A 21735-nucleotide genomic window follows, 5' to 3' on the forward strand; every position below is an offset into this window, starting at 1 on the left:
CTGGCCGGGCCGCTTGCCTATAGACGCTGTCATGTCCACGCAAACCACAGCCCCGATCTTTGCCATCACCTTGCCCGGGATGGAGGATACGCTTGCTGACGAAGCGCGTGCGCATGGCTTTGATGTGCAAGGCGTGACGCCGGGCGGCGTTCATATCGGTGGCGGGTGGCCCGAGATTTGGCGCGCCAATCTTGAGCTGCGCGGTGCAACGCGGGTCTTGTGGCGCATGGGGTCCTTCATGGCGTTCCATCTGGCCCAGCTGGACAAGCGCGCCCGCAAGTTTCCATGGGCCGAGGTGTTGCGCCCGGATGTGCCTGTGCGGGTTGAGGTTGCGACCTCGCGCAAATCCAAGATTTATCATGCCGGTGCTGCGACCAAGCGAATTGAAACAGCTTTGGTTGAAAGCGCGGGCATGACCGTGGCAAGCGACGCGCCCATCACCCTGAAGATACGCATTGACGACAATCGCGTAACGATCAGTGTGGATACGTCTGGCGAGCCTTTGCACAAACGCGGCCACAAGGAAGCGGTGGGCAAAGCCCCCATGCGCGAGACGCTGGCTGCGCTGTTTCTGCGCCAATGCGGCTATGACGGGACGCAGCCGGTTTTTGACCCGATGTGCGGATCGGGCACTTTTGTCATCGAAGCCGCAGAGATCGCTGCCGGGTTGCAGGCCGGACGGGCGCGGAGCTTTGCCTTTGAACATCTTGTTGGCTTTGACGCAGGCGTCGTGTCGGACGTGCGCACGTTTGAGCGGCGGGGCGCACCACAGGTGCGCCTTACCGGGTCGGACCGGGATCAGGGTGTGATCGCGATGGCGCAGGCCAATGCCGAACGGGCCGGTGTTGCGGACCTTGTGCAATTTGAGACAGGCAGTGCAGGTGACATATCCCCGCCCGATGGGCCGCCCGGACTCGGCATCGTGAACCCGCCCTACGGTGCGCGGATCGGCAACAAAAAGGCGCTTTACCCGGTCTATGGCCGGTTGGGACAGGTGCTGGCCGAACGGTTTTCGGGCTGGCGTGTGGGCATTGTGACCAGCGAGGCATCATTGGCGAAAGCAACCGGTTTGCCGTTTGAACCCGAAGGACCAAGCATCGCCCATGGCGGGTTGCGGGTGAAGCTGTGGCGCACCGGACCTTTGCCGTAAGGCGCAGGTATCCTGCGCCGGGCGTGGCGGATCGAGATCCACCTTACGGGGCATTTCACCTGTAAGGCGGAGGTGTCCTCCGCCCTATTTCGATTTCCACGTGTCCAGCCAGCGCCGGATGCGTCCGCGCCGCTCAGACACGGCATCGCCTGCCGCTTCCCAGCTGTCTTGAATCTCTTCCAGTCGCGGATCGATCCGTGACCTGCGGAAGCGCCGCCAGCGCACCCAGATCGCGTAGAAAATCGCAGCGATGACCATCAGGACGAGAATATTGACCCACGGAATACCCTTGGACGCATCCGGCCCCTCGATCTGGCGCAAGGATATGGCGTTGGGGAAAATCGTGAGAAATTCGTTCCGCCATCCATAGTGCGTTAGCAGGTACCATTCCGGTGCATCCCGGGTCGAAACGGAATCCGCCGCCTCGGTATAGAGGTTCGAGGTATCGAACTTGAAATAGGGCGGCCAGCTCCAGCCTGTATCCTCGTTCCGGTACACCATGGGCCGCCCGTTGGCGCGTACCGTCTGGATGAACTGCACATCGCGGTTGATCAGCCCGTCGGACTGCGTGTCGGGCCGGGACCAGAACATGCGCGTCCAGTCCCCCAGCTCTTGCCGTTCTTCATAGGTGTTCACGATCCGCACGATGTCACGCTGGGGCAGCGTGTAGTGCAGGAACGCCCCCACCACGACCCAGAAGGCAATCAGTAATGTCCAGCCGATGTAACGCATAACGTCCCCTTCAGGCGAAATTCACAAGATAGATGATCAACCCCACAAGGAAGATCGGCACGATATAGACCCCGAGGATCAGCTTGCGCCTGAGCGATCCATTGTAGTCGGCCAGCCCGTCTTGCACGTAGGCCTCGCGCGGGCCGGGCTTGTCGCCGGTATCCCATTCCTCTTCCAGCCGGTCTCGCGCCCGCGCCCGCGAGTAGAGCGACAGACAGACATAGATCACCGTCAGCACGACAAACGCGATCAGGAACAGTCGGGCCAATACCATAATCTTACCTCCTCACCGCGCCCCAGGGGCCAACCCGCGCAATCAGGTCGCGGGGCTGTGGGGCCGGGTCCATGGGCGCGTCGTGACCAAACAAAGCCTGCCGCGCCCCAACCTTGTCGGCCTTGTACTCGGCTTCGAGATATTGCGCGACATATTCCTTTTTCGCCTCGGGCCATGTGCCATAGGCGGCATAGAACGCCTGCTTGTGGCAGATAAAGAGCTGGCGCACATCGCGCGGGCAAAGCTCGGCCAGCAGCATGTTCACCAGATCGGCATCCGGCGTGTCGGCTGCGCGCAGCGTGTAGAAATATGCGGGATGTTCTGAACTGATCCGCGGCCACTTGCCCCCGTTCTCGGCCCAGTTGACCAGATCAGCCAGACCGCGGAATTCATCCGGCAGCAGGTGCGCATGTTCGCGGGCCAGCCTGCGCATGTCACGTCTGCTTGTTCCGGCCAAGTCCACGCCCGCCTCTGTCACGGTCGAGACCAGAATGAAGTCCATCTTCTGCCGCAGGATTGCAGCCCCGTTGATGCCGCGCGCCTTCACCACCGGTTCAACCAGATCGTTGTATTCGAGGAATTTGGCGATCCGGTTCCGGTCGGTCAGGTCGAATGTGTACTTGGTCGGCACGTCCTCGGGCTTGTCCTCGGCCGCGATGGTGGCCGGGTGGTCGAGCGTCTGGAAGATGTAGAGCCCGCCGAAATGCGCGGTCCAGAAGTTGCCCTTGTCCATCTTCAGCGGTTTCAGCTTGACCGGGTTGCGCGTCACATCGCCCGTTTGCCCGGCAAGCTGGATCATCTCGCCAATCAGCACATCATCGAACCACGCGTCGTCTTCGCTCAGGAACCTGTCGACCTTGCCCGCCAGTGTATCGGCATTGCGCACCGTACCCCGGGTCGTGTCCGCCTCGACCGTGATGGCGCGCAAGTCAAAGAGACGCGCGGGGTGGCTGATGTCGTAGACCGTGTTCACCAACTCACCCGCCACGGCATCGCGGGCGGTGAGGGCAAAGAGGGCGGCCTCGTTTTCCGCGATGAAGCGTTTGAGGATGCCGTGGGAGGTGGAGAATTTCGCATTAAGCAGCGGGCATTTGCGTTGCTCGGTCGACAGCAGGATGAACTGCCGGTTGACCCCGTTGTGGTTGAGGTAGAGCGGATCACCGAGTTCATTGCCGACCTCGGGCGAGTAGCCGGAGATGTCGATGTAGAAGTCGGTCAGGGCCGTGCGCTTGCCCGTGAGGTGTTCAAGCGCGCGGTTGTACCGTTCGACCAGCGCGGGCGAGGCCACGTGGAACAGGTTGCCGAACATCAGGCCACGTTGGATAAGGCGGATCATGAGCGGTCCCTTCTGAGTTGCGCCAGCCGCACGACCAGCACGCCGACGCTGGGCATGCTGAGCGACAGGAGCGCGTTGGCAAACCCGGCTTCCCCGCTTGGGCCGAGGATGGGGAGCGGCAGGCCCATGGCTTGGATAACAAGCACGAGGAGAGCCGCGATACCGATGATGACGCTGGTGCAGAGCATACCAAGCAGGAAGTCGGGCAGCGGGAATGCACGTTTGAGCATGGGAGGCAGAACCCATGCGGCGGCCACGACAAGGCCCATGGCGATGATGCCGGTGATGATCATGGCGCGGCCCTGCCCAGGCGGAAGATCAGCGGTGTCGCGAGGGCCAGAAGGGGCAGGGCGAAGCTGCGGAAGGTGATCTGGAGGTTGTAGCCGATATGAGCAGGCCAGGAGTTGTTGAAGAGCAGCATGGTTTCGGAGAGCGGTGTGCCTTCGAAGCCCATGGCGGTGTGGATGGCGGCTTGGGTGAGGAACAGGAGGGCTGCGGCGGCGAGGAAGCCGAGGAGGACCCGTTGGAGGGGGAGGACGGTGCCGAGGATGAGGGCGGCGATGGCTATGGCAAGAAGGAGGGTCATGTGTTTCCACTTTCCCATTTGACGTAATCAGAATTACCCCCAAAGGCACTCGAAGGATAGTACTGCAGGTGCTCCAAATCGATCAAGCGACTTACTGGTAAATTATCAAATAGCGCATACTTCTCAATAAACGGACGGAAATTCGTTCCAGGACCTATATTGCAGTTGTAAAATATTAGGATAAGTTCATAATCCGATAAAATTGATCTTAAAACCCTCGAATGACGTTTTTGGGCATATTCGTTTTCATCAATAAAGCGGAAGAAGTTGAACAGAAACCGGAAGTAGTGCGCAAACTCATATCCATATTGATCAAAAAAAGATATGTTGAAGGCGTTGAATTCTGTATTTTCATTGTTTGTTATTTTGTCCCACTGCCTATTGTGTCGCATCACAAAAGCCCTGAAGCAGTCACGGCCTTTTATAACCTTTCCATTGCTAGAGTTCACCACATCAATTGATTCCACTATTTCATTGACCGTAGAAAGCATCTGGAAGAAAGTGTTCTCGAAAATTTGCTGCTTTAAATTTTTATTTGCTCAGCCATCTCATTTTTCTGATCAATAGAAACTTTTCTTTGCTCAGATAATTCGATCGATTGCATAGCAACTGTAACTACAATCCATATAAACGCTAGAGCACCAGCGAAACCAGCAAGCGTATCGCCCAACTCGTTCGGCGTAGCCTGTCTGAGATAGAAAAACTTAGTCGGGCAAGAGACATATCCTAAAGCCGAATTGAAACAGGCCGGTAATAGTGCAGCCCATAAAAAAAGAACAAGCAAAAGAATTGTGAGGATCACACCCCAATAAAGTGGCTGCCGAAGCCAATACAGAAGACACTTAGTCAACCCTTCCCTCCCAAATACCTCTTCTTCGCCTCTTCCTGCCGCCCAAAGTCGCGCACCATCGCCTCGATCGCCACTTCATCCGACTTGTCCGCATAGCGGAACTCGCTGTCCGCGTACCTGTTGATCTCCTGAACCACCATGTCGACCGTGATCGGCACGCGCAGCTCTTCGATCATCGCTTTCTTCTCGTCATACGTTTTGAACAGGAACAGCTCGGGGTTCTCCATCCATTCGTCCGGCAGTTCGAAATCCATTGCCCGCACCTTGACCGCATCCGTGATGTTCTTGATCGCACGGCCCGTAAACCGTTCGTCCGCTTGCTGAATGCCCTTCAGATATGTCCCCAACTTGGCAATTGTATCCAACTCACCGATATCCGAATGCACGCGGTCAAAGACCTCCATCAGCCCCGGTTCATGCGGGCGGGAATGGCTGTCGAAGCTGGCGGCGACGGCCTTCTTGATCTCTTGAGCCGAGAACAGCTCGTGCGCGCCCATGGGGATGTCGTGGTTCTTGCCCATCAGGAGCGCGAGGATGTCGATGTAGTCGTCGCGCGTTTGCGGGCCATCGACGAGGAACCGTGCCCCGGCCCGCTGGCGCAGGGCGTCATCCACGTTCTCGGGGTAGTTCGAGAACATGCCGAAAGTGCAATTGCCGCGCACGACGGTGTTGGCGCCCGCAAAGCTCTCCATCAGCACAGCCGTAATTTCCAACTGGCCCGCCGACGACTGCCGGTCGCCGCGCTTGCCTGCAAGCTGGTCGATGTCGTCGATGGTGCCAAAGCCGATGACGTTCGGGTCGATCACGTTGTTGATGAATGCCTTGGCGTTCTGGCCCGACTTGCCCTGATAGCTGTCGATATTGTCGGTGCTCAGGTTCTGGTAGCGGAAGGCATAGCCCGCCACCCCGCAATAGTCGTTGATCAGCCCGGCCATCATCTGGATCAACGTGGTCTTACCCGTCCCGGGCGCGCCGTCCCCCATGAAGGTAAAGATGAAGCCGCCCAGTTCGGCAAAGGGGTTAAGCCGCCGGTCGAAATCATAGGCCATCAGCATCTTGGCGAGCTTCATGGCCTGGTATTTGGCGATATGGTTGCCCACGACCTCGTGCGGTTTCTTGAAGGTCATGGTGAGGGTTTGCGACTTGGCCTTGGTGGCAGGTGTGAAGCCCTGGACGGTGAAGTCGTCCGCCTCCACATGCCAACTGGCCCCGGTGAAGGGGGCGAGGCGCGGGGCGTTCTGGGCGCGCAAGCTGACCTTTTCCATCAGCGCCTCAGCAAAGGCGGTGATTGCCGCGATAAGGTGGGCGTCGTCGGTGGCGTGGGTGGCGATGTCCTGATCCAGTTCCCAGAGGCAGCCATGCAACGCGGTCTGGCCGTTGTCGGTCAGGATTTCTTCGACCTCGCCCACCTCTGCCGTGACTTCGGTCTGGTGGGCAGAAAGCAGGTAGGCGGTGGCGTTTCCAAAGACGTAGAGGGTGATGAGTGCCTCAGCCGCGAGCAGTTCGGCGAACTCGGTCTTGCGGGCGGCGGGCAAGGCTCCCTCCAGATTGGCGCGTTTCAGATCGCCGAGGCCCGAGACGGAAGCGTAGTTTTCGGAGACGGCCAGCGCGATGGAAATGGCGCGGCGCAGAGCGTTGAGTGCCGTGGCCTGCACGGGCGACATCAGCGCATCATCGTCATCGGCCCCTTCGATGGTCGCCATCAGTTGAACGGCCCCGGTGGGCACGGTGCGGCGGGTGACAAGGCCCGGCGTGGTGGTGCGGAAGCGGCGGCGTGTGCCAATACCACTCGACCGCTCCGCTTGCGGCGCGTCCTTGCCCTTGCCGATGCGCGGCGCATGGTCGAAGCCTTGGAGCATGGAAAGGGCCATGGGGTAATGCGCCGTAATCTCGGCCTCGCGCAGTTCCATTTGGTCGGCGGTTTGGGTCATTCCGGGCACCTCTTTATGATGTCGGTTTTGTCTTCACAGACAACGCGTCCCGTCTCGGGATCATAGGAATATAGGACTGGGGCTATACCGTGAGTTTGAAAATGAAGGACCTCGATCTGGTCCGTATCGATCTCGTGACAGACGCGCACGACGTCGACACCACCAACCCACAGCATGGCGGTGCTATTGGCTTTCTCAACACATTTGTGGGTCTCATTGTACGGATGGTTTTTTCCAAATCTTCTGGGCGCAAAACCACGCCGCTCCAAGAACGCCTGCAATCCATCATCTCCCCGAAGTTCCAATCGGTTTGCAATGCTCTCTGCCGTCGGTCGCACATTGACACTACAACCGGCAACACCAAGCAAAACGACAAAAAGAGTTATGCAGCCTAGGCCCTGCCCTTTACCTGTTTCAAAAAAATCCCCCCCGGAGGGCCGATTTGACATCTCGCCGCTCCCTTCAGTATCTCAGCACCCGCCCCGACGGGCTGACCACGAATTTGCGGACCGAGCCGAAACCGGGCGGATTCATCTCTTCGAGCGCCTGGAAGGCGCGTTGGGGTAGCACGATGCTGCGTTCCATCCGTGTGGCCCCGAGGTCGGCGCCGCGGCCCGAGAACGGGTCGAGGGCAAAGACCTCGCGTTCGACGGACGAAAACCAGCCCGCGCGTTCCTCAATTACACGTTCCGAGCGCAGGTCTTCCTCGGTCCAGACCAGCGCCCAGTCCTGCCCTGCGGGCGCGCGCGCGGCTTTCAACACATCTAGAATCGGCCCTGATTGTTCCGTAAAGGCCGAGGAATACATCGGCCCCGCATAGAAACGGCGCAGGCGTTTGGGGTGGATGTCGTCGAAATCCTCGTCGAACCCTTTGGCGATGGTGACCAGCTTTAGCTTGCCGAGCGATTGCGCCATCAGGTGCGCTTGGGCTTCGGGCCAGCGGCGGGGGTCCTTGGGCAGAGCGGTGCGGCCCGTGTCCTCGACCTCCATCATGTAGATGACGGGCAGGTTCAGTTCGGTGTCGTAGACGGCCCAGTGGATGCGGAAGCTGCGGCGGTCGTCGCTGAGGTTGCCGGTCCAGACGATCTGTGGGTCGTTGCGGGGCCAGAAGAGTTGTCCCTTTTGCAGGTCTTCGTAGTAGAGCCGCTGGGATAGGGCGAATTGCAGTTTCGTGGGCACCTGGCGGTCGCCGATGATGACCTCGACCATCTGCTTTTTCAGCTCATCCGCGGTTTCGATGCGATCGAGATGGCGGTCGGCCTGCAACGCGTCGGAGGCCATGGTGAGCAGTTCCTCGGCCGCCGGAAAGCCGCTGTAGCGCGTGTCGATGGCGAGGCTGCCAAAGAAGCGGCCGGTGTCGCGGCCGACCAGTAGATACTTCTGGCTGAGCGCGCGGAAGGTGAAAGTCAGTTCGGCAATGTAGCGGGTGAGGATCTTGACCTCGTCCCGGTTCAGATCGCCCTCGGCTTCCATCACGCCGGCCACGCGGGCGAGGTGGCCGGTGATCGTCTCGAACTTCTTGAAGTAGCGGCGCGAGGCGAAGAGGTCGGTGAGGCCGGAGGTTTCGGGTTTGCTTCGGTTCATCGGTCATGCCCACCAAGTCCGGACCTGTCCGCGTCCATATTGAAAGCGCCCAACAGAAGTAGCCCTATCAACACCAGAGCAATGAACGGAACAAAGGCCCACCATGCAGCACCAAATTTACTGGCAGCGAGAATACCCAGAATACCCACAACGATAGATGCAACTTTCAAATTCATAGGCGGGCCTCGGCATCCGCAAAAGCTAAGGGCAGCCCACGACCGCGGGTCTGGATATAAACAGCGCCTGAGTAGGCGGTCGGGGGCTGCCCGGGCGTAAAAGGCCAATTCCTAATCATCGTCAGTCATTATTTGAAGCTGAGGCTATCATGTCCGTTCCATCAGCATTTAACCGGTGAACATGCTTGTCCCAAAAACTATGCTGCACGTTTTTGAAAAAAACACCTTTGGACTTCGGATTAGACGCTGCCAAAAGATTGATCTGGCGTATGGGTCGCATCATAAAACCGTGAATGAAACCAAAAAAGGCACCGACTCCGCACAAGAAAATCGCGGAGACATAGTTTCCAAAACTTGGGTCATTAAAAGCCCGTCTCAGTGCAGGGATGTCGCTGTGCACCTCACGTTCTCCCCCAGTAAAAACAAGCAGGCTGACGAAAAAAGTCGCCGCCAAGAACCAGACTGCGCCAGTCACCATACCTGACCTGAACTGCAGCGGATTAATGTAGATCATGCACCATACGCGTTGCTGTCGTGCTTCTCGACGATCTGGGCAAAGCGCCGGGCAAACCGTTCATCCGCCTTGGCCTTCTGCTCCAGCACGTCGCGGGCAAAGACCATCTGGTCTTCGTGCGCTTCCAGCATGTCGGCCATACGGGCGTTGGTGGCGGCACCGATCCCGGCCATGGCGGTTTGTGCTTCCTGGTCCGTCTGCACGCCGATCTCGTTGATGCGGTGGGCGACGTCCTGCTGCTGGGCCGTTTTCAGCGACTTGGTCAGCGCATCATAGAGCACCACGCGTTGCTTGGTGTCTGTTTGCAGCTTGTTGATCAGCACCATCTGGGTTGCGGCCTGGTTTTGCAGGGAGTCCACCCAGGTTTTACCCTTCTCGATATAGCGTTCGAGGGTCTGGGACTGGGCCACCTTGACCTGTTCGTCCTGCACCATCTCGTTGTATTTCGAGTTCATGTCGGCCAGTTCCGTCTCAAGCGCGGTGCGCTTGGCGGCGTCGGTTTCGGACGCAATCTTGTTTTCCAACGTGATGATCTGCGGGTCCATCGCCTGGATGTCCCCTTGCAGGGCGGAGAGTTCCTGCACCGTCAATTCACGCTCGTCCAACGTCTCGGTCAGGTTCGCTTCGACCTTGGTCTTCTGCTCTTCCAGCATGGTCAGCTGGCCTTGTAGCAGTTGCACGATCACGTCGGATTTCGAGATCAGGTCTTGCAGCTTGTCGTCAATGGATGCGGAGCGCACGCGTTCCTGGCGCATGGATTCCGACTTCGCCTTGGCAAAGATGCCGACGAAGCTCTCCCAGCCTGTCTTGGACCGCATCTCGTCAAAATCCTTGGAGAACGCCGCCGTGACATCGTCCAACCCCATGATCAGCTCGGCAATGTTGGCATTCATCACGTCCGTATGGGCGTGCACGTCTTCGAGCGTGGCATTTTCGATATCCATCGAAATGTCATCGCCCGATTTCATCTTGGCGCGCGCCATTTCGATCCGGCTGGTCAGCTCAGCGATCTTTTCCTGTGCCTCTGCCACCTGTGATTGAGATTCCTCAACCTGGCTCGCGAAATCCGCCATGAAATGTCCTTTCCACTCAATGCGTTGCGACAGATATAGTCAATGTAACACGCATTTACATCTGTCTGCGTCCATATTTGAGGAGATAGTTGCAAAAACACAGCGTCATGGAAAGGCGGGCTTGTATCGAATGCAGATTAGCGACGAAAGCCTGTGCTTTCGCCGCCCACATGTGAAGTGGTCCGCCCTGCTGAGCGGTGCAAATGCGTGGCGGGACGGGGCCCGCCGCCCGTGTCAGCCAACGACGTTGCTGTCCGGTCCGTAGGGAAAGCCGGTGATGTTCTCGTTACCGTCCTCAGTGATCACGAGGATGTCGTGCTCGCGGTAGCCGCCGGCGCCGGGCTGCCCGTTCGGAATGGTCAGCATCGGCTCCATCGAAATGACCATCCCCGGCTCGAGCACCGTGTCGATGTCTTCGCGCAGTTCCAGCCCTGCCTCACGGCCATAGTAGTGGGACAGCACGCCGAACGAGTGTCCGTAGCCAAAGCTGCGATATTGCAGCAGGTCGTGTTCGCGGAAATAGGCGTTCACGCCTTCAGTCACCTCGGCACAGGTCACGCCGGGTTTCAGCAGGGACATGCCCAACTCGTGTGCTGCGACGTTGTGGTTCCAGATCTGAAGGCTGGCGTCATCCACCGTTTCGACAAAAAGGGTGCGTTCCAGGGCGGTGTAGTAGCCCGAGATCATCGGGAAAGTGTTGAGCGACAGGATATCGCCCCGTTCCAGCACGCGGCCTGTGACCGGGTTGTGTGCGCCGTCGGTGTTGATCCCCGACTGGAACCACACCCATGTGTCGCGGTATTCGGCGTCGGGGAAACGCTTGGCGATCTCCATCTCCATCGCGTCGCGGCCTGCCATGGCCACGTCAATCTCGCGCACGCCCGCCTTGATGGCGTCGCGGACGGCGTAGCCACCCACATCGGCCACCTGGGCGCCGTGGCGGATCAAGGCAATCTCGGCCTCGGACTTGTGCATGCGCTGAAGCATGGTTGTCTCGTACAGGTCGACGGTTGCGACGGGCTTGAGGAAATCCTCCATCTTGGCCTGTTGCAGCAGCGTCAGGTGATCGGATTCAATGCCGATCACGGCGCTCTCGCCTGTCACCTCGCGCACGGCGCGCCAGAAATTGTCGCGCTGCCAGTCGGTGTAGGTGATGTTGTCGCCATGGCTGCGCCGCCAGGGCTGGCCTGCGTCGATGCCCGCGCTGATGGTGACACAGGCATCTTCGGTCACGACACAGGCGTAAGGACGGCCAAAGGCGCAATAGAGGAAGCCCGAGTAGTAGGCGACATTGTGCATCGAGGTGAAGACGGCGGCGCTGGCGCCTTGCGCTTCCATCCGTTCGCGCAGCTCGGTCAGGCGCGCGTCATACTCGGCGGCGTCGAACGGCAATGCGTCCTTGGTGCCATTGTGAAAGCGGTAGAAATCGGGGCGAGCGGTCATCCTTGACCCTCCTTTTCAGAAAGGTCCCGGCGTTCAGGACGGTTTGGGCTGGAAATGCGGGCGACGCCATCGCCCGCGGCCACGCCACATCTGGCGCGTCACGGTGTCGTCGTCAAGCGCTGGATCATGTCACTGTCCGGGTTCGCCAGCGCCTCAATAACGTTGAAGTGGTGTTCGCCCTTGGTGACAACGTGATCGGCGCCCCATGCCTTGGCCAACCAACGCGCCTGATCAAGGAAAACAGGCCGCTCGTCCGCCCCGACCCACACCGTGACGGGCGTGTCGGGTTTTGGTTGGCGCATGGGGCTTTCGGCGCGCGCCATGGCCGCATCCATACCGAAATCTGCGTTCATCGACGTTTCCAGCAGCGGTTCAAGGTCGGATATGGGCGAGATGGGCATCACGTGGGTGAGCCGCGACAGAACGGATGCAGGCAACATACCGGGCGCAAGCATGCGCGCAACAAGGTGCCCGCCTGCCGAATGACCGGCCAGGCTGATCGGCCCCATGCTGCCCTCGGCCACCGCCATCACGGCCTGTGCGATTTGCTGCGTGATCCCCGCGATCCGCACGGTCGGACACAGATCATAAGAGGGCATTGCCACGCACCAGCCGTGGGCCAACGCCCCCGTCGCCAGATGCGACCAGTACGATCGGTCGAACTTGAGCCAATAGCCGCCATGCACAAAGATCAGCGTGCCCTTGGCCTCGCCCTCGGGCATGAAGTGATCAAGGGCCATCCGGTCGGAGGGACCATAGCTCAGGTTCAGGTGCGCGCGCGTGCCAAGACCATCCCGAAACGCTTGCGCCGCCTCTGCCCAGCGTGGTGGATAGTCAGCGGCCCCGTCGATATAAGCGCCGTTGGCATAGGCATCGTCCATGTCTGGCATCATGACCCTCCTGACTTTGGAACTGGACAAGCCTACCCCGTGTCGTTTGACATGCAACAGACCCGAAAAGGACGCACCATGCTTGATCAAATCACAGACCTCAAATCCATGCTAAAGGATCGCTCGTTGCTGGAAACCCGCGCCTATGTGAACGGCGCGTGGATCAGCGGGGACGCAGGCACGTTCGATGTGACCAACCCGGCCCGCGGCGATGTCGTGGCCGAAGTGGCTGACCTGAACCGCACGCAGGTGGCTGAGGCCATTGCCGGCGCAGATGCCGCGCAAAAGGACTGGGCGACGTGGACCGGCAAGGAGCGCGGCGCCGTGCTGCGCCGCTGGTTCGAGTTGATGATGGAGCATCAGGACGATCTGGGTACCATCCTAACCGCCGAACAGGGCAAGCCGCTGGCCGAGGCCAAGGGTGAGATCGCCTATGGCGCATCCTTCGTCGAGTTCTTTGCCGAAGAGGCCAAGCGCATCTATGGCGAAACGATCCCCGGCCACCAGCGCGACAAACGTATCACGGTATTGAAACAGCCCATTGGGGTGGCGGCATCCATCACGCCATGGAACTTTCCCAACGCCATGATCACCCGCAAGGCCGCCCCGGCGCTGGCGGCTGGTTGTGCTTTTGTTGCGCGTCCCGCCGAATTGACGCCCCTGTCTGCCATAGCCATGGGTGTGCTGGCCGAGCGTGCCGGGATCCCGGCGGGTGTGTTTCAAGTCGTCACGACCTCGAACGCCTCTGAAACCGGCAAAGAGTTCTGCGAGAACCCTGCCGTGCGCAAGCTGACCTTCACCGGCTCGACACAGGTGGGCCGTATCCTGCTGCGTCAGGCTGCTGATCAGGTGATGAAATGCTCGATGGAGCTGGGCGGCAATGCGCCGTTCATCGTTTTTGACGATGCCGATCTGGACGCTGCCGTCGAAGGCGCGATGATCTGCAAGTTTCGCAATGCGGGCCAGACCTGTGTCTGTGCCAACCGGATTTACGTGCAGGCCGGGGTCTATGACGCCTTTGCTGCGAAGTTGAAAACAGCCGTTGAGGCCCTGAAGGTCGGTGACGGGCTTGAGGACGGTGTCACGACCGGGCCGCTGATCACGGACAAGGCAGTTGAGAAGGTTCAGGATCATCTGGCCGACGTGATCAACAACGGCGGCGCGATCCTGACCGGGGGCAAGGCCCATCCGCTGGGTGGTACGTTCCTGGAACCGACCGTCGTGACGGGGGTGACGCAGGATATGAAAGTGGCGCATGAAGAGACCTTTGGGCCCCTCGCGCCGCTCTTCAAATTCGAGGATGTGGACGATGTGATCGCGATGGCCAATGATACGATCTTTGGTCTGGCCGCCTATTTCTATGCCAACAATCTCAGCCGGGTTCACAAGGTGGCTGAAGCGCTGGAATATGGGATGGTTGGGGTCAATACCGGCATCATCTCGACCGAGGTCGCACCCTTTGGTGGCGTCAAGCAATCCGGGCTGGGACGCGAGGGGTCGCATCACGGGATCGAGGAATTTCTGGAGATGAAGTATATCTGTATGAGTGTCTGATGTCCCATCGTGGGACAGAGCATGGCCTTTGAGATTTCAAGGGGTTACCGGGGCGCATTTACCAACCGTTAGGAATTGGACCCTCACATGGTTGTGACCTCAGACGGGCATGATTGCCCGATGGTGGGCATCTGTTCTATTGATGTTTTACCTGTTTGCGAGGAATTTTGATTCATGTTGACCAGACGCTATTTCGTAATGACAACCGCCGCCCTTTTTTCGGCACCCATTGCGGGGCCTGCATTGGCACGCCCCATTTCCGATCAATCAAAGTGGTCCGCGTGGGACTCCCAAGTCACCCCGGCCAATTTCGACCTGACAACATCGAACCCCTGGGGTGTGCACCGCCGGTTCCTGCCCCAGCGCGTGCAGGCCAATGACGGGTTGAAGCCGGGTGACATCCACGTGGATGCCGTGGCGCGATATCTTTACCACATTCAGGCGGACGGCACGGCCATGCGCTATGGTGCGGCCATTGCGCGGGGCAACCTGTATGAGCCGGGCACCTACACGATCAAGCGCAAGACCAAGTGGCCGACATGGACGCCGACCAAGGCAATGATCGAACGCGATCCGGACCTGTTTGAAAAACATGCCGATGGGATGAATGGCGGCCCCACGAACCCGCTTGGGTCGCGCGCGCTGTATCTGTTTGTCGGCAATCGAGACACGTATCTGCGCATTCACGGCACGCCCTACCCCCGCTCGATCGGCGGGCGGGCCAGCTCGGGCTGCGTGCGCATGATCATGGCACATATCAACCAGCTTTATCCAAACGTCACACCCGGCGCGACGGCGTTCCTGTACCCGTCCGAAGACGGTACGACAGCGGCGAGCTAAGGTCTGCGTTTCAGGTTCTTGCGTCGGTCCTTTCGCAGAGGGCCGTCGCAAGGCGTGGGCACCCCGGTCTTGTTGGTAACGCCTGGAAACCTGGCAAGGAACCGCCCGCGCGGGACGTCGCATTGTCCCTATCACCGTGCTATTGCGTGAGCGTGATGGATTGGGACCGCTCCGCACATGCCTGGATTGAGGCACAAGGCACGCATGGTGACTTCAGCCGTCGGCGCGTTCTGGACGTACCGATGCTGGACCGCGTACACGCCTTTGAACCGCGCACGCTCCTTGATCTTGGCTGTGGCGAGGGACGGTTTTGCCGCCTTCTTGCAGACAATGTCGAGACGTTGGTCGGGTTGGATCCTTCCAAGGCGCTGTTGTCCCGGGCACGCGAACTTGGCGGGGCGCAGTTCGTTCATGGCCGCGCTGAGGCGCTGCCGTTCGAGCGTGCCACCTTCGACATGGTCGTGTCTTACCTAAGTCTTCTCGACATCGAGAGCATCGAAGCCGCACTTGACGAGGTCAGGCGCGTCTTGCGCCCCGGTGGCCGCTTTCTGTTTGCGAACCTGACAGGCTTCGCGACCGCCTCGGACATCAAGAGCGGCGGCTGGCGTGTCCAGCCCGATGGGGCGCGCAAGATCATCGTGCGCCGCTATCTGGAGCCCCATGCTGTCAAGGCGGAGTGGAAGGGCATCACGGTCACCAACTGGCACAGGCCCCTGTCATTTTATATGACGCACCTTCTGGAGCGTGGGATGACATTGACGCATTTTGATGAGCCAGCCGTGCCGGAGCCTGCCGACCTGAAGGAACAGGCTTACAACAATGCACCGTACCAACTGATCATGGAATGGCAGGCACCCGGCTAGCCTCAGCGCCTGCTGGACAGACGCCCATATGACGCAGCGGGCTGATCAGGTGGCGGCGGGGGTCGCTTCTGCCTCAACCTGCGTGCAGATGGGGCGCCCGTCGCGGGTGCGCAGCGGCAGGAAGGTCGTCTCGACCGGGCCGACATGGCGATAGACAAGGCACCCGTCCACCGGGTCGACCTTGACCGCGTTCAGGTCCTGTTTTGGATCGGCCAATGTCAGGATGCGCTCTGGCAGGGGCGAGAGGAACGGCCCGCCTGCTGCGCCTGATTGCGTGGTCTCGTCACAGGCGGCCAGCATTATCATCGCCGCTGCAAGCATCACTCCGGTCCGTTTCATGTCCATCCCCCGTGACATTGGTCGCTGGTCTTTGCCAAGCATCTGCCCCTGTTATCGTGGCATGTGTCCCCGCCTGCAACGGGCTGATCATCTGACGCTGACGTGAGTTGCGCGCCCGCAACGATTCCTGTGTGCTGGCGGGACCCAACACCCGGAGCACAACCATGTCCCGTTTCCTTGCCGCCTTATTTGCCCTTGTCCTGTTCCCGCTGCCCGCGTTGGCCTGCGGGGGGCGTGATGAGCCCTGTGCCTTGCCCAGCGGCAATTACCATATGGCCGTGCCCGAGGTGGCAGCGCCGCGGGGCATTGTCATGCATCTGCATGGCGGCGGAGGGCGTGGGCGCGGATTGCTCAATTCCGGCCTCGCGCGCGAGGCGTTGGCCCGTGGGTATGTCTTTGTGGCCCCCGATGGCGATCAGCCGACCCGTCGGTTCAAACAGGACTGGTCGGTGCGGGGCAAGAACCTGGACTATGACAGGCAGGATTTCGGGTTCCTGCCCGAGGTCATGGCCGACGTGCGCGCGCGGACCGGGCTGGAGGGGGGCACCGTGCTGCTGGCCGGTTTTTCGCGTGGCGGGTCGTTTGTTTGGGACATGGCCTGCCAGATGCCTGAATTTGCCGATGCCTATGCGCCCTTGGCCGGGGCGTTCTGGGACGATCTGCCGACCGGCTGTGCGGCCCCGGTGCGCCTGTTTCATACCCATGGCTGGAATGACCGGACTGTCCCGCTGGAAGGACGCTCTTTTGCCGATGGGGCGGTGGTGCAGGGCGATGTCTGGGCCTCGTTGAAAATCCTGCGCGAGACCAATGGCTGTGACGCGCGCCAGCCTGAACGCAACAGTTTCGAGGGTGATTTGTGGTTCCGCCACTGGACCGATTGCGCCGCTGGCGACATTCGCTTGATGCTGCACAAGGGTGGGCATGGCGCGCCGCAGGGTTGGGCCGCGCGTGTCATGGATTGGTTCGAGGGCAAGGGGCTGGACGCCGAGGGGTGATCGGGGTCAGATGCGCCCATGCTGACCCGTTCCGATCTTGAGATTGCCGCCGCCTTTGTCCACGCCCGCATGGCTCCAACGCCGCAGCACCATTGGCCACTGTTGAGTGCCGCCACGGGGGCCGAGGTGTGGGTGAAGCACGAGAACCACACGCCCACCGGGGCCTTCAAGGTGCGGGGCGCGCTGACCTTCATGGACTGGTTGGTGCGCACGCACCCGGATGTGCCGGGCATCTGCACAGCGACGCGTGGCAATCATGGGCAGGGGCAGGCTTGGGCCGCGACGAATGCCGGGCTCACGGCCAAGGTCTATGTCCCGCGTGGCAATTCGGTCGAGAAAAACGCGGCCATGGAAGCCTTTGGCGCGGAGTTGATCGAGTTTGGCGATGATTTCGATACCGCGCGTGTGGAAGCCTATCGCGTGGCGGACGCAGAGGGGCTGTTCATTGTCCCGCCCTATCACCCCGAGCTGGTGCGTGGGGTGGCGACCTATGCCTATGAGCTGTTCAGTGCGCGGCCTGACCTCGATACCGTCTATGTCCCCATCGGCTGCGGGTCGGGCATTTGCGGGACGATCATGGCGCGCGACGCGCTGGGGTTGTCGACCAAAGTGGTTGGCGTGGTGTCGGATCAGGCGCAGACGGCGAAACTGTCGGTCGAAGCGGGACGGTTGGTCGAGACGAATTCAGCCGCGACCTTTGCCGATGGCATGGCCGTGCGGGTTCCGGTGCAGGAGGCGTTCGACATCTATTCCAAGGGGGCCGAGCGCATCATTACGGTCAGCGATGACGAGGTGGCCGACGCCATCCGGTTGTATTTTACCGCGACCCACAACGTGGCCGAGGGTGCGGGGGCCGCCCCATTGGCCGGGTTGATGCAGGAGCGTGCACAGATGGAGGGCAAGTCCGTGGGCGTCATCCTGTGCGGCGGCAATATCGACACCGGCTGGTTCCGGACCGTGCTGGACGGCCATACGCCTCAGGTCTGATTTTACAAAACTGACATATCACTGTTACGTCTGCGTCAAGCAAACGCGCCACTTCGTGCGGGATTTGATCCCGATGGAGTGTCTGATGACCAAACCCCTTATGTGCATGACTTCGGCCCTGGCCCTGATTGCAGGTGCCGCTGCTGCGGACGGCCATGCCGAAAAGAATTTCAACCGCATCGCGTCTTTCCCGGTCGTGACCAACATGGCCGAGGGCGAGGATACGTCCCGCGAAACATCGCCCGAGATCATCGACGTGACCGCCGATGGCATGACGCTGGTCTACACCGACAGCCCGCTTGAAGCCTTGGGGCTGGTGGACATCACTGATCCCGCGGCCCCTGCCCCGCTGGGCAACATCGCTTTGAGTGGCGAGCCGACGAGCGTTGCCGTGATCGGATCGACCGCTTTTGTCGGCATCAACACCTCTGTATCCTTCACCGAACCGTCGGGCCAGTTGATGGCGCTGGCTGTCCCTGCGGGGACAGAGTTGGCATCCTGCGATCTGCCGGGTCAGCCCGACAGCGTGGCCAAAGCCCCCGACGGATCCTTTATCGCCGTGGCGATTGAGAACGAGCGGGACGAGGACCTGAACGACGGTGTGATCCCGCAGCTGCCCGGCGGTGGTGTGGTGCTGGTGAACATGGTTGATGGCACTCTGGATTGCGCGTCACTGCAATATGTGGACCTGGCTGGTTTGGCCGACATAGCGCCCAGCGACCCCGAGCCGGAATATGTGTCGATCAACGCCTTGGGCGAGACGGTGGTGACCCTGCAAGAAAACAACCACATGGTTGTTGTTGCCCGCGACGGGTCGATTGTGAACCATTTCCCTGCCGGTGCCGTGGACCTTGAAGGCATTGATGCCACGGACGAGCGTGGCGCCCTGATCTTTACCGAGAGCCAGATGGGCCGTCTGCGTGAACCCGATGCGGTGACGTGGATTGATGACGAGCATTTCGCCACCGCCAACGAGGGCGACTACCAGGGCGGATCGCGGGGTTGGACGATCTTCCGCAAGGATGGGCGGGTTGTATACGAAAGCGGTGTGAGCTTTGAGCATGCGCTTGTCCAGATCGGGCACTACCCGGACAAGCGGTCGGACGCCAAGGGCGTTGAGCCGGAAAGCGTGACCTTTGCGGAATTCGATGGCACGCCTTTCGTGTTTGTGGGGTCCGAGCGCGGTTCAATCGTGGGGGTCTATGATGTGACCGATCCTGCGGCGCCTATACTCAAGCAGATGCTGCCTTCGGGTGTCGGGCCGGAGGGCTATGTCACGATCCCCGCGCGCAACCTGCTGGTGTCGGCCAATGAAAGCGACCTGATCGAAGATGGCGGCGCCCGGGCGCATGTCATGCTGTACGAATTTGCAGAAGGTCCAGCGGCCTATCCCCACCTGACCTCGGAAGGCATGGAGGAACTGACCGGTTGGGGTGCCTTGTCCGGCATGGTCGCGGATGAGGATGGCATGATCTATGCCGTGTCCGACAGCTTCTACGGCTTTCAGCCGCGCATCTTCAAAATCGACCCATCCCAGACCCCTGCCCGGATCGTCGAGGCCATCGACGTGACCCGCGCAGGCCGCCCAGCGCAGAAGTTGGACATGGAAGGCATCACGCTGGATGGCGATGCGTTCTGGATCGCGTCCGAAGGGCGCACGGACCGGGTCATTCCCCATGCGATCTACAAGGTCGAGGCGGATGGGAACATTGACGAAGAGATCGGCCTGCCGCCCGAGCTGATGGCGGTTGAGAAACGCTTTGGCTTTGAAGGGATCACCAAGGTGGGCAACACCCTGTGGATGGCCGTGCAGCGCGAATGGAAGGACGATCCGGCGCACCATGTGAAGCTGGTGGCCTACAACATCGAAACCGAGGAATGGGGTGCTGTTCACTATCCCAAGGCCGAGCCCACCAAGGGTTGGGTCGGCCTGTCGGAGATCGTGGCGCATGGCGATCACGTCTATATCGTTGAGCGCGACAACCTGCATGGGATCGAGGCGGTCACGAAGAAGGTCTACCGCGTGCCGCTGGCCGAGATGCAGCCCGCGCCCCTGGGTGGTGAGCTGCCCGTGGTCAGCAAGGAAGAAGTGCGCGATCTGATCCCCGACCTGACATCGACCGGCGGCTATGTGCTGGACAAGGTCGAAGGGCTGGCGATCACATCCGATGGCACTGCATGGATTTCGACCGATAATGACGGGGTCGATGACCATTCCGGCGAGACGATGTTCTTTTCCATCGACCAGGTGAACTAACCCACACAGCATGATCTGGAAGGGCGTCAGGCATCCGCTTGACGCCCTTTTTCTTTGCGCATACACCCCGCGCCTTTCCGCATGGTCAGGGGGACGGTATGGCACACACGTTGGGCATTGATTTCGGCACCTCGAATTCGGCCGCGGGCTATGTCCGGGACGGCAAGCCGCATCTGGTGACCATGGCACCTGGGGAAACGACCCTGCCGACGACCGTGTTCTTTGACTACGACGCGCGCAAAATGCTGATGGGGCATCCGGCGAATGACGCCCTGCTTGATGGGATCGAGGGGCGGTTCATGCGTGCGCTGAAGCGCGTGCTGGGCACCTCGATCATGCATGAAAAGCGGCAGCTGCTGAACGCGCGGATGACCTTTGTCGATATCATCGCGCGCTTTCTGCGCGAAGTGAAACGGCGGGCCGAGGCGGAGGCGGGACACCCCTTTGACCATGCGTTGTCCGGGCGGCCCGTGGTTTTTCATGGCACGGGCGATCCGCGCGAAGCGCAGGCCGAGGCGGATTTGCGCGCCTGCTATCTGGCCGCAGGCTTTAGCGACGTGTCCTTCTTGCCCGAACCCGAAGCGGCAGCGATTGCGTCGGGCGCGCTGGACCATCCTGGTGCGACGGGCCTGATCGTGGATATTGGCGGCGGGACGTCCGACTTTTCGGTCTTTCGGACAGGCAATGATGGCGTGACGATCCTGGCCAATCACGGGGTGCGAATTGGCGGCACCGACTTTGACCGATCCATCAGCATCGACCGTGTCATGCCCCTGTTGGGGGCTGGCACCCTGATCCGCAACGCCATGGGGCCGGGCACGCTGCCTGCGCCCAAGGGTATCTTCAACGATCTGGCGACATGGGAGAAGATCCCGTTCCTTTACACCGCCAAGACGCGCCGCATGGTCAGCGACATGGTGCAGTTGTCGGAAGAACGGGACAAGATGGGGCGGCTGGGTACGGTGCTGGAGCATGAGTTGGGCCACGATGTCGCCTTTGCCGTGGAACAGGGCAAGATTGATGCCAATTCCGGGCGCGACGATGCGGTGATTGCGCTGGCTCAGGTGGCAAGCGGCCTGACTGCCCCCCTGCCAGTGGACGCTTTGCGCGGCATCCTTGACCCCCATGCCGCCGCCTTGCGCCTTGGCGTGGCCGAGACGTTGGAGATGGCGGGCATAGAGGCAGGACAGATCGATCAGGTGATCTATGTCGGTGGGTCCAGCCTGATGTCGATGGTGACGGACACGATGGGCGAGAGCTTTCCCGACGCGCGGCATTCGTTTTCCGAGGTATTTACGGCCGTGGCGGATGGGTTGGCGCTGGCTGCCGATCGGCATGATGCGCCAGTGGTGACATGACGT

24 protein-coding genes are annotated in these 21735 nt (G+C 60.4%); 9 read left to right on the plus strand and 15 right to left on the minus strand.

All coding sequences use genetic code 11. The features are described 5' to 3' along the window. Window positions 1-31: 31 nt before the first annotated feature. Entirely contained in the window at window positions 32-1150 is a 1119-nt protein-coding gene (locus Q1A51_RS14245; RefSeq protein WP_299600004.1) for a class I SAM-dependent RNA methyltransferase, read from the plus strand. An 84-nt stretch (window positions 1151-1234) separates the two neighbouring features. Here Q1A51_RS14245 and Q1A51_RS14250 read toward each other — a convergent pair whose 3' ends face one another. Genes Q1A51_RS14250 through Q1A51_RS14285 form a run of 8 tightly spaced genes read right to left on the minus strand, consistent with a single transcriptional unit; the run spans window position 1235 to window position 6859 of the window. Further along, a complete protein-coding gene (locus tag Q1A51_RS14250; protein ID WP_299207836.1) occupies window positions 1235-1882 on the minus strand; it encodes a DUF1523 family protein in 648 nt (215 codons plus the stop codon). Window positions 1883-1892: 10 nt separating this feature from the next. After that, entirely contained in the window at window positions 1893-2156 is a 264-nt protein-coding gene (locus Q1A51_RS14255) for a hypothetical protein (protein ID WP_366523101.1), read from the minus strand. A 4-nt stretch (window positions 2157-2160) separates the two neighbouring features. Continuing rightward, window positions 2161-3492: a DUF6638 family protein gene (locus tag Q1A51_RS14260; protein WP_299600005.1), complete on the minus strand. Its 1332-nt coding sequence runs from the start codon at window positions 3490-3492 to the stop codon at window positions 2161-2163. After that, the gene (locus tag Q1A51_RS14265; protein ID WP_299600006.1) at window positions 3489-3785 is read right to left on the minus strand and encodes a hypothetical protein; all 297 of its coding nucleotides are present in this window, start codon (window positions 3783-3785) and stop codon (window positions 3489-3491) included. Before Q1A51_RS14265 ends, Q1A51_RS14260 begins: the two co-directional genes overlap by 4 nt. Continuing rightward, window positions 3782-4078 (minus strand): hypothetical protein, encoded by a 297-nt coding sequence (locus tag Q1A51_RS14270; protein ID WP_299600007.1) that lies wholly within the window; start codon window positions 4076-4078, stop codon window positions 3782-3784. The genes Q1A51_RS14265 and Q1A51_RS14270 overlap by 4 nt, the downstream gene beginning before the upstream one ends. Continuing rightward, window positions 4075-4569: a putative phage abortive infection protein gene (locus Q1A51_RS14275; protein ID WP_299600008.1), complete on the minus strand. Its 495-nt coding sequence runs from the start codon at window positions 4567-4569 to the stop codon at window positions 4075-4077. Before Q1A51_RS14275 ends, Q1A51_RS14270 begins: the two co-directional genes overlap by 4 nt. Window positions 4570-4601: 32 nt before the next feature. After that, window positions 4602-4880, minus strand: a complete 279-nt coding sequence (locus Q1A51_RS14280; RefSeq protein WP_299600009.1) for a hypothetical protein — start codon at window positions 4878-4880, stop codon at window positions 4602-4604. Window positions 4881-4924: 44 nt separating this feature from the next. Beyond that, a complete protein-coding gene (locus Q1A51_RS14285) occupies window positions 4925-6859 on the minus strand; it encodes an ATP-binding protein (protein ID WP_299600010.1) in 1935 nt (644 codons plus the stop codon). Window positions 6860-6960: 101 nt separating this feature from the next. Here Q1A51_RS14285 and Q1A51_RS14290 point away from each other — a divergent pair, with 101 nt between their 5' ends. Continuing rightward, window positions 6961-7254 (plus strand): hypothetical protein, encoded by a 294-nt coding sequence (locus Q1A51_RS14290; protein ID WP_299600011.1) that lies wholly within the window; start codon window positions 6961-6963, stop codon window positions 7252-7254. Window positions 7255-7321: 67 nt separating this feature from the next. On the opposite strand, the gene Q1A51_RS14295 is transcribed toward Q1A51_RS14290, so the two are convergent. From Q1A51_RS14295 to Q1A51_RS14320, 6 genes are all read right to left on the minus strand, one after another. Then, window positions 7322-8443 carry a hypothetical protein gene (locus Q1A51_RS14295; RefSeq protein WP_299600012.1) on the minus strand — a complete coding sequence of 374 codons (1122 nt, stop codon included), beginning with the start codon at window positions 8441-8443 and terminating at the stop codon, window positions 7322-7324. Beyond that, complete coding sequence (locus tag Q1A51_RS14300) at window positions 8440-8619, minus strand: hypothetical protein (protein WP_299600013.1); 180 nt, start codon at window positions 8617-8619, stop codon at window positions 8440-8442. The genes Q1A51_RS14295 and Q1A51_RS14300 overlap by 4 nt, the downstream gene beginning before the upstream one ends. Window positions 8620-8740: 121 nt before the next feature. Beyond that, complete coding sequence (locus Q1A51_RS14305) at window positions 8741-9133, minus strand: hypothetical protein (RefSeq protein WP_299600014.1); 393 nt, start codon at window positions 9131-9133, stop codon at window positions 8741-8743. Next, window positions 9130-10206 carry a hypothetical protein gene (locus Q1A51_RS14310; protein ID WP_299600015.1) on the minus strand — a complete coding sequence of 359 codons (1077 nt, stop codon included), beginning with the start codon at window positions 10204-10206 and terminating at the stop codon, window positions 9130-9132. Before Q1A51_RS14310 ends, Q1A51_RS14305 begins: the two co-directional genes overlap by 4 nt. A gap of 234 nt (window positions 10207-10440) precedes the next feature. Next, complete coding sequence (locus tag Q1A51_RS14315; RefSeq protein WP_299600016.1) at window positions 10441-11649, minus strand: aminopeptidase P family protein; 1209 nt, start codon at window positions 11647-11649, stop codon at window positions 10441-10443. Window positions 11650-11747: 98 nt separating this feature from the next. Continuing rightward, window positions 11748-12539: an alpha/beta hydrolase gene (locus tag Q1A51_RS14320; RefSeq protein ID WP_299601112.1), complete on the minus strand. Its 792-nt coding sequence runs from the start codon at window positions 12537-12539 to the stop codon at window positions 11748-11750. A 78-nt stretch (window positions 12540-12617) separates the two neighbouring features. Here Q1A51_RS14320 and Q1A51_RS14325 point away from each other — a divergent pair, with 78 nt between their 5' ends. The 3 genes from Q1A51_RS14325 (at window position 12618) to Q1A51_RS14335 (ending at window position 15796) form a co-directional block, all read left to right on the plus strand. Next, window positions 12618-14093: an NAD-dependent succinate-semialdehyde dehydrogenase gene (locus Q1A51_RS14325; protein ID WP_299600017.1), complete on the plus strand. Its 1476-nt coding sequence runs from the start codon at window positions 12618-12620 to the stop codon at window positions 14091-14093. Between the two features lie 174 nt (window positions 14094-14267). After that, window positions 14268-14933, plus strand: a complete 666-nt coding sequence (locus Q1A51_RS14330; RefSeq protein ID WP_299600018.1) for a L,D-transpeptidase — start codon at window positions 14268-14270, stop codon at window positions 14931-14933. A 155-nt stretch (window positions 14934-15088) separates the two neighbouring features. Next, the gene (locus Q1A51_RS14335) at window positions 15089-15796 is read left to right on the plus strand and encodes a class I SAM-dependent methyltransferase (protein WP_299600019.1); all 708 of its coding nucleotides are present in this window, start codon (window positions 15089-15091) and stop codon (window positions 15794-15796) included. A 45-nt stretch (window positions 15797-15841) separates the two neighbouring features. Here Q1A51_RS14335 and Q1A51_RS14340 read toward each other — a convergent pair whose 3' ends face one another. Then, window positions 15842-16135, minus strand: a complete 294-nt coding sequence (locus Q1A51_RS14340) for a hypothetical protein (RefSeq protein WP_366523102.1) — start codon at window positions 16133-16135, stop codon at window positions 15842-15844. A gap of 164 nt (window positions 16136-16299) precedes the next feature. Between Q1A51_RS14340 and Q1A51_RS14345 the strand changes: the two genes are divergently transcribed. The 4 genes from Q1A51_RS14345 to Q1A51_RS14360 all read left to right on the plus strand — a co-directional run bounded on the left by Q1A51_RS14345 (window position 16300) and on the right by Q1A51_RS14360 (window position 21732). Continuing rightward, entirely contained in the window at window positions 16300-17130 is an 831-nt protein-coding gene (locus Q1A51_RS14345; RefSeq protein WP_299600020.1) for a polyhydroxybutyrate depolymerase, read from the plus strand. Window positions 17131-17148: 18 nt separating this feature from the next. Continuing rightward, window positions 17149-18117, plus strand: a complete 969-nt coding sequence (locus Q1A51_RS14350) for a threonine dehydratase (RefSeq protein WP_299600021.1) — start codon at window positions 17149-17151, stop codon at window positions 18115-18117. Between the two features lie 85 nt (window positions 18118-18202). Next, on the plus strand, window positions 18203-20374 hold the full coding sequence (locus Q1A51_RS14355; RefSeq protein ID WP_299600022.1) for an esterase-like activity of phytase family protein: 2172 nt from the start codon (window positions 18203-18205) through the stop codon (window positions 20372-20374). 98 nt (window positions 20375-20472) lie between these two features. Then, window positions 20473-21732: an Hsp70 family protein gene (locus tag Q1A51_RS14360; RefSeq protein WP_299600023.1), complete on the plus strand. Its 1260-nt coding sequence runs from the start codon at window positions 20473-20475 to the stop codon at window positions 21730-21732. The last annotated feature ends 3 nt before the right edge of the window (window positions 21733-21735 follow it).

Origin of the sequence: uncultured Tateyamaria sp. (genome assembly GCF_947496075.1) — a bacterium.
Classification (GTDB): Bacteria; Pseudomonadota; Alphaproteobacteria; order Rhodobacterales; family Rhodobacteraceae; genus Tateyamaria.

Bases quoted from the DNA above. Each gene is read 5' to 3' on its own strand.
- Q1A51_RS14245 (WP_299600004.1), top strand. From the start codon at position 32: ATGTCCACGCAAACCACAGCCCCGATCTTTGCCATCACCTTGCCCGGG.
- Q1A51_RS14250 (WP_299207836.1), bottom strand. From the start codon at position 1,882: ATGCGTTACATCGGCTGGACATTACTGATTGCCTTCTGGGTCGTGGTG.
- Q1A51_RS14255 (WP_366523101.1), bottom strand. From the start codon at position 2,156: ATGGTATTGGCCCGACTGTTCCTGATCGCGTTTGTCGTGCTGACGGTG.
- Q1A51_RS14260 (WP_299600005.1), bottom strand. From the start codon at position 3,492: ATGATCCGCCTTATCCAACGTGGCCTGATGTTCGGCAACCTGTTCCAC.
- Q1A51_RS14265 (WP_299600006.1), bottom strand. From the start codon at position 3,785: ATGATCATCACCGGCATCATCGCCATGGGCCTTGTCGTGGCCGCCGCA.
- Q1A51_RS14270 (WP_299600007.1), bottom strand. From the start codon at position 4,078: ATGACCCTCCTTCTTGCCATAGCCATCGCCGCCCTCATCCTCGGCACC.
- Q1A51_RS14275 (WP_299600008.1), bottom strand. From the start codon at position 4,569: ATGCTTTCTACGGTCAATGAAATAGTGGAATCAATTGATGTGGTGAAC.
- Q1A51_RS14285 (WP_299600010.1), bottom strand. From the start codon at position 6,859: ATGACCCAAACCGCCGACCAAATGGAACTGCGCGAGGCCGAGATTACG.
- Q1A51_RS14290 (WP_299600011.1), top strand. From the start codon at position 6,961: ATGAAGGACCTCGATCTGGTCCGTATCGATCTCGTGACAGACGCGCAC.
- Q1A51_RS14295 (WP_299600012.1), bottom strand. From the start codon at position 8,443: ATGAACCGAAGCAAACCCGAAACCTCCGGCCTCACCGACCTCTTCGCC.
- Q1A51_RS14300 (WP_299600013.1), bottom strand. From the start codon at position 8,619: ATGAATTTGAAAGTTGCATCTATCGTTGTGGGTATTCTGGGTATTCTC.
- Q1A51_RS14305 (WP_299600014.1), bottom strand. From the start codon at position 9,133: ATGATCTACATTAATCCGCTGCAGTTCAGGTCAGGTATGGTGACTGGC.
- Q1A51_RS14310 (WP_299600015.1), bottom strand. From the start codon at position 10,206: ATGGCGGATTTCGCGAGCCAGGTTGAGGAATCTCAATCACAGGTGGCA.
- Q1A51_RS14315 (WP_299600016.1), bottom strand. From the start codon at position 11,649: ATGACCGCTCGCCCCGATTTCTACCGCTTTCACAATGGCACCAAGGAC.
- Q1A51_RS14320 (WP_299601112.1), bottom strand. From the start codon at position 12,539: ATGCCAGACATGGACGATGCCTATGCCAACGGCGCTTATATCGACGGG.
- Q1A51_RS14325 (WP_299600017.1), top strand. From the start codon at position 12,618: ATGCTTGATCAAATCACAGACCTCAAATCCATGCTAAAGGATCGCTCG.
- Q1A51_RS14330 (WP_299600018.1), top strand. From the start codon at position 14,268: ATGTTGACCAGACGCTATTTCGTAATGACAACCGCCGCCCTTTTTTCG.
- Q1A51_RS14335 (WP_299600019.1), top strand. From the start codon at position 15,089: ATGGATTGGGACCGCTCCGCACATGCCTGGATTGAGGCACAAGGCACG.
- Q1A51_RS14340 (WP_366523102.1), bottom strand. From the start codon at position 16,135: ATGAAACGGACCGGAGTGATGCTTGCAGCGGCGATGATAATGCTGGCC.
- Q1A51_RS14345 (WP_299600020.1), top strand. From the start codon at position 16,300: ATGTCCCGTTTCCTTGCCGCCTTATTTGCCCTTGTCCTGTTCCCGCTG.
- Q1A51_RS14350 (WP_299600021.1), top strand. From the start codon at position 17,149: ATGCTGACCCGTTCCGATCTTGAGATTGCCGCCGCCTTTGTCCACGCC.
- Q1A51_RS14355 (WP_299600022.1), top strand. From the start codon at position 18,203: ATGACCAAACCCCTTATGTGCATGACTTCGGCCCTGGCCCTGATTGCA.
- Q1A51_RS14360 (WP_299600023.1), top strand. From the start codon at position 20,473: ATGGCACACACGTTGGGCATTGATTTCGGCACCTCGAATTCGGCCGCG.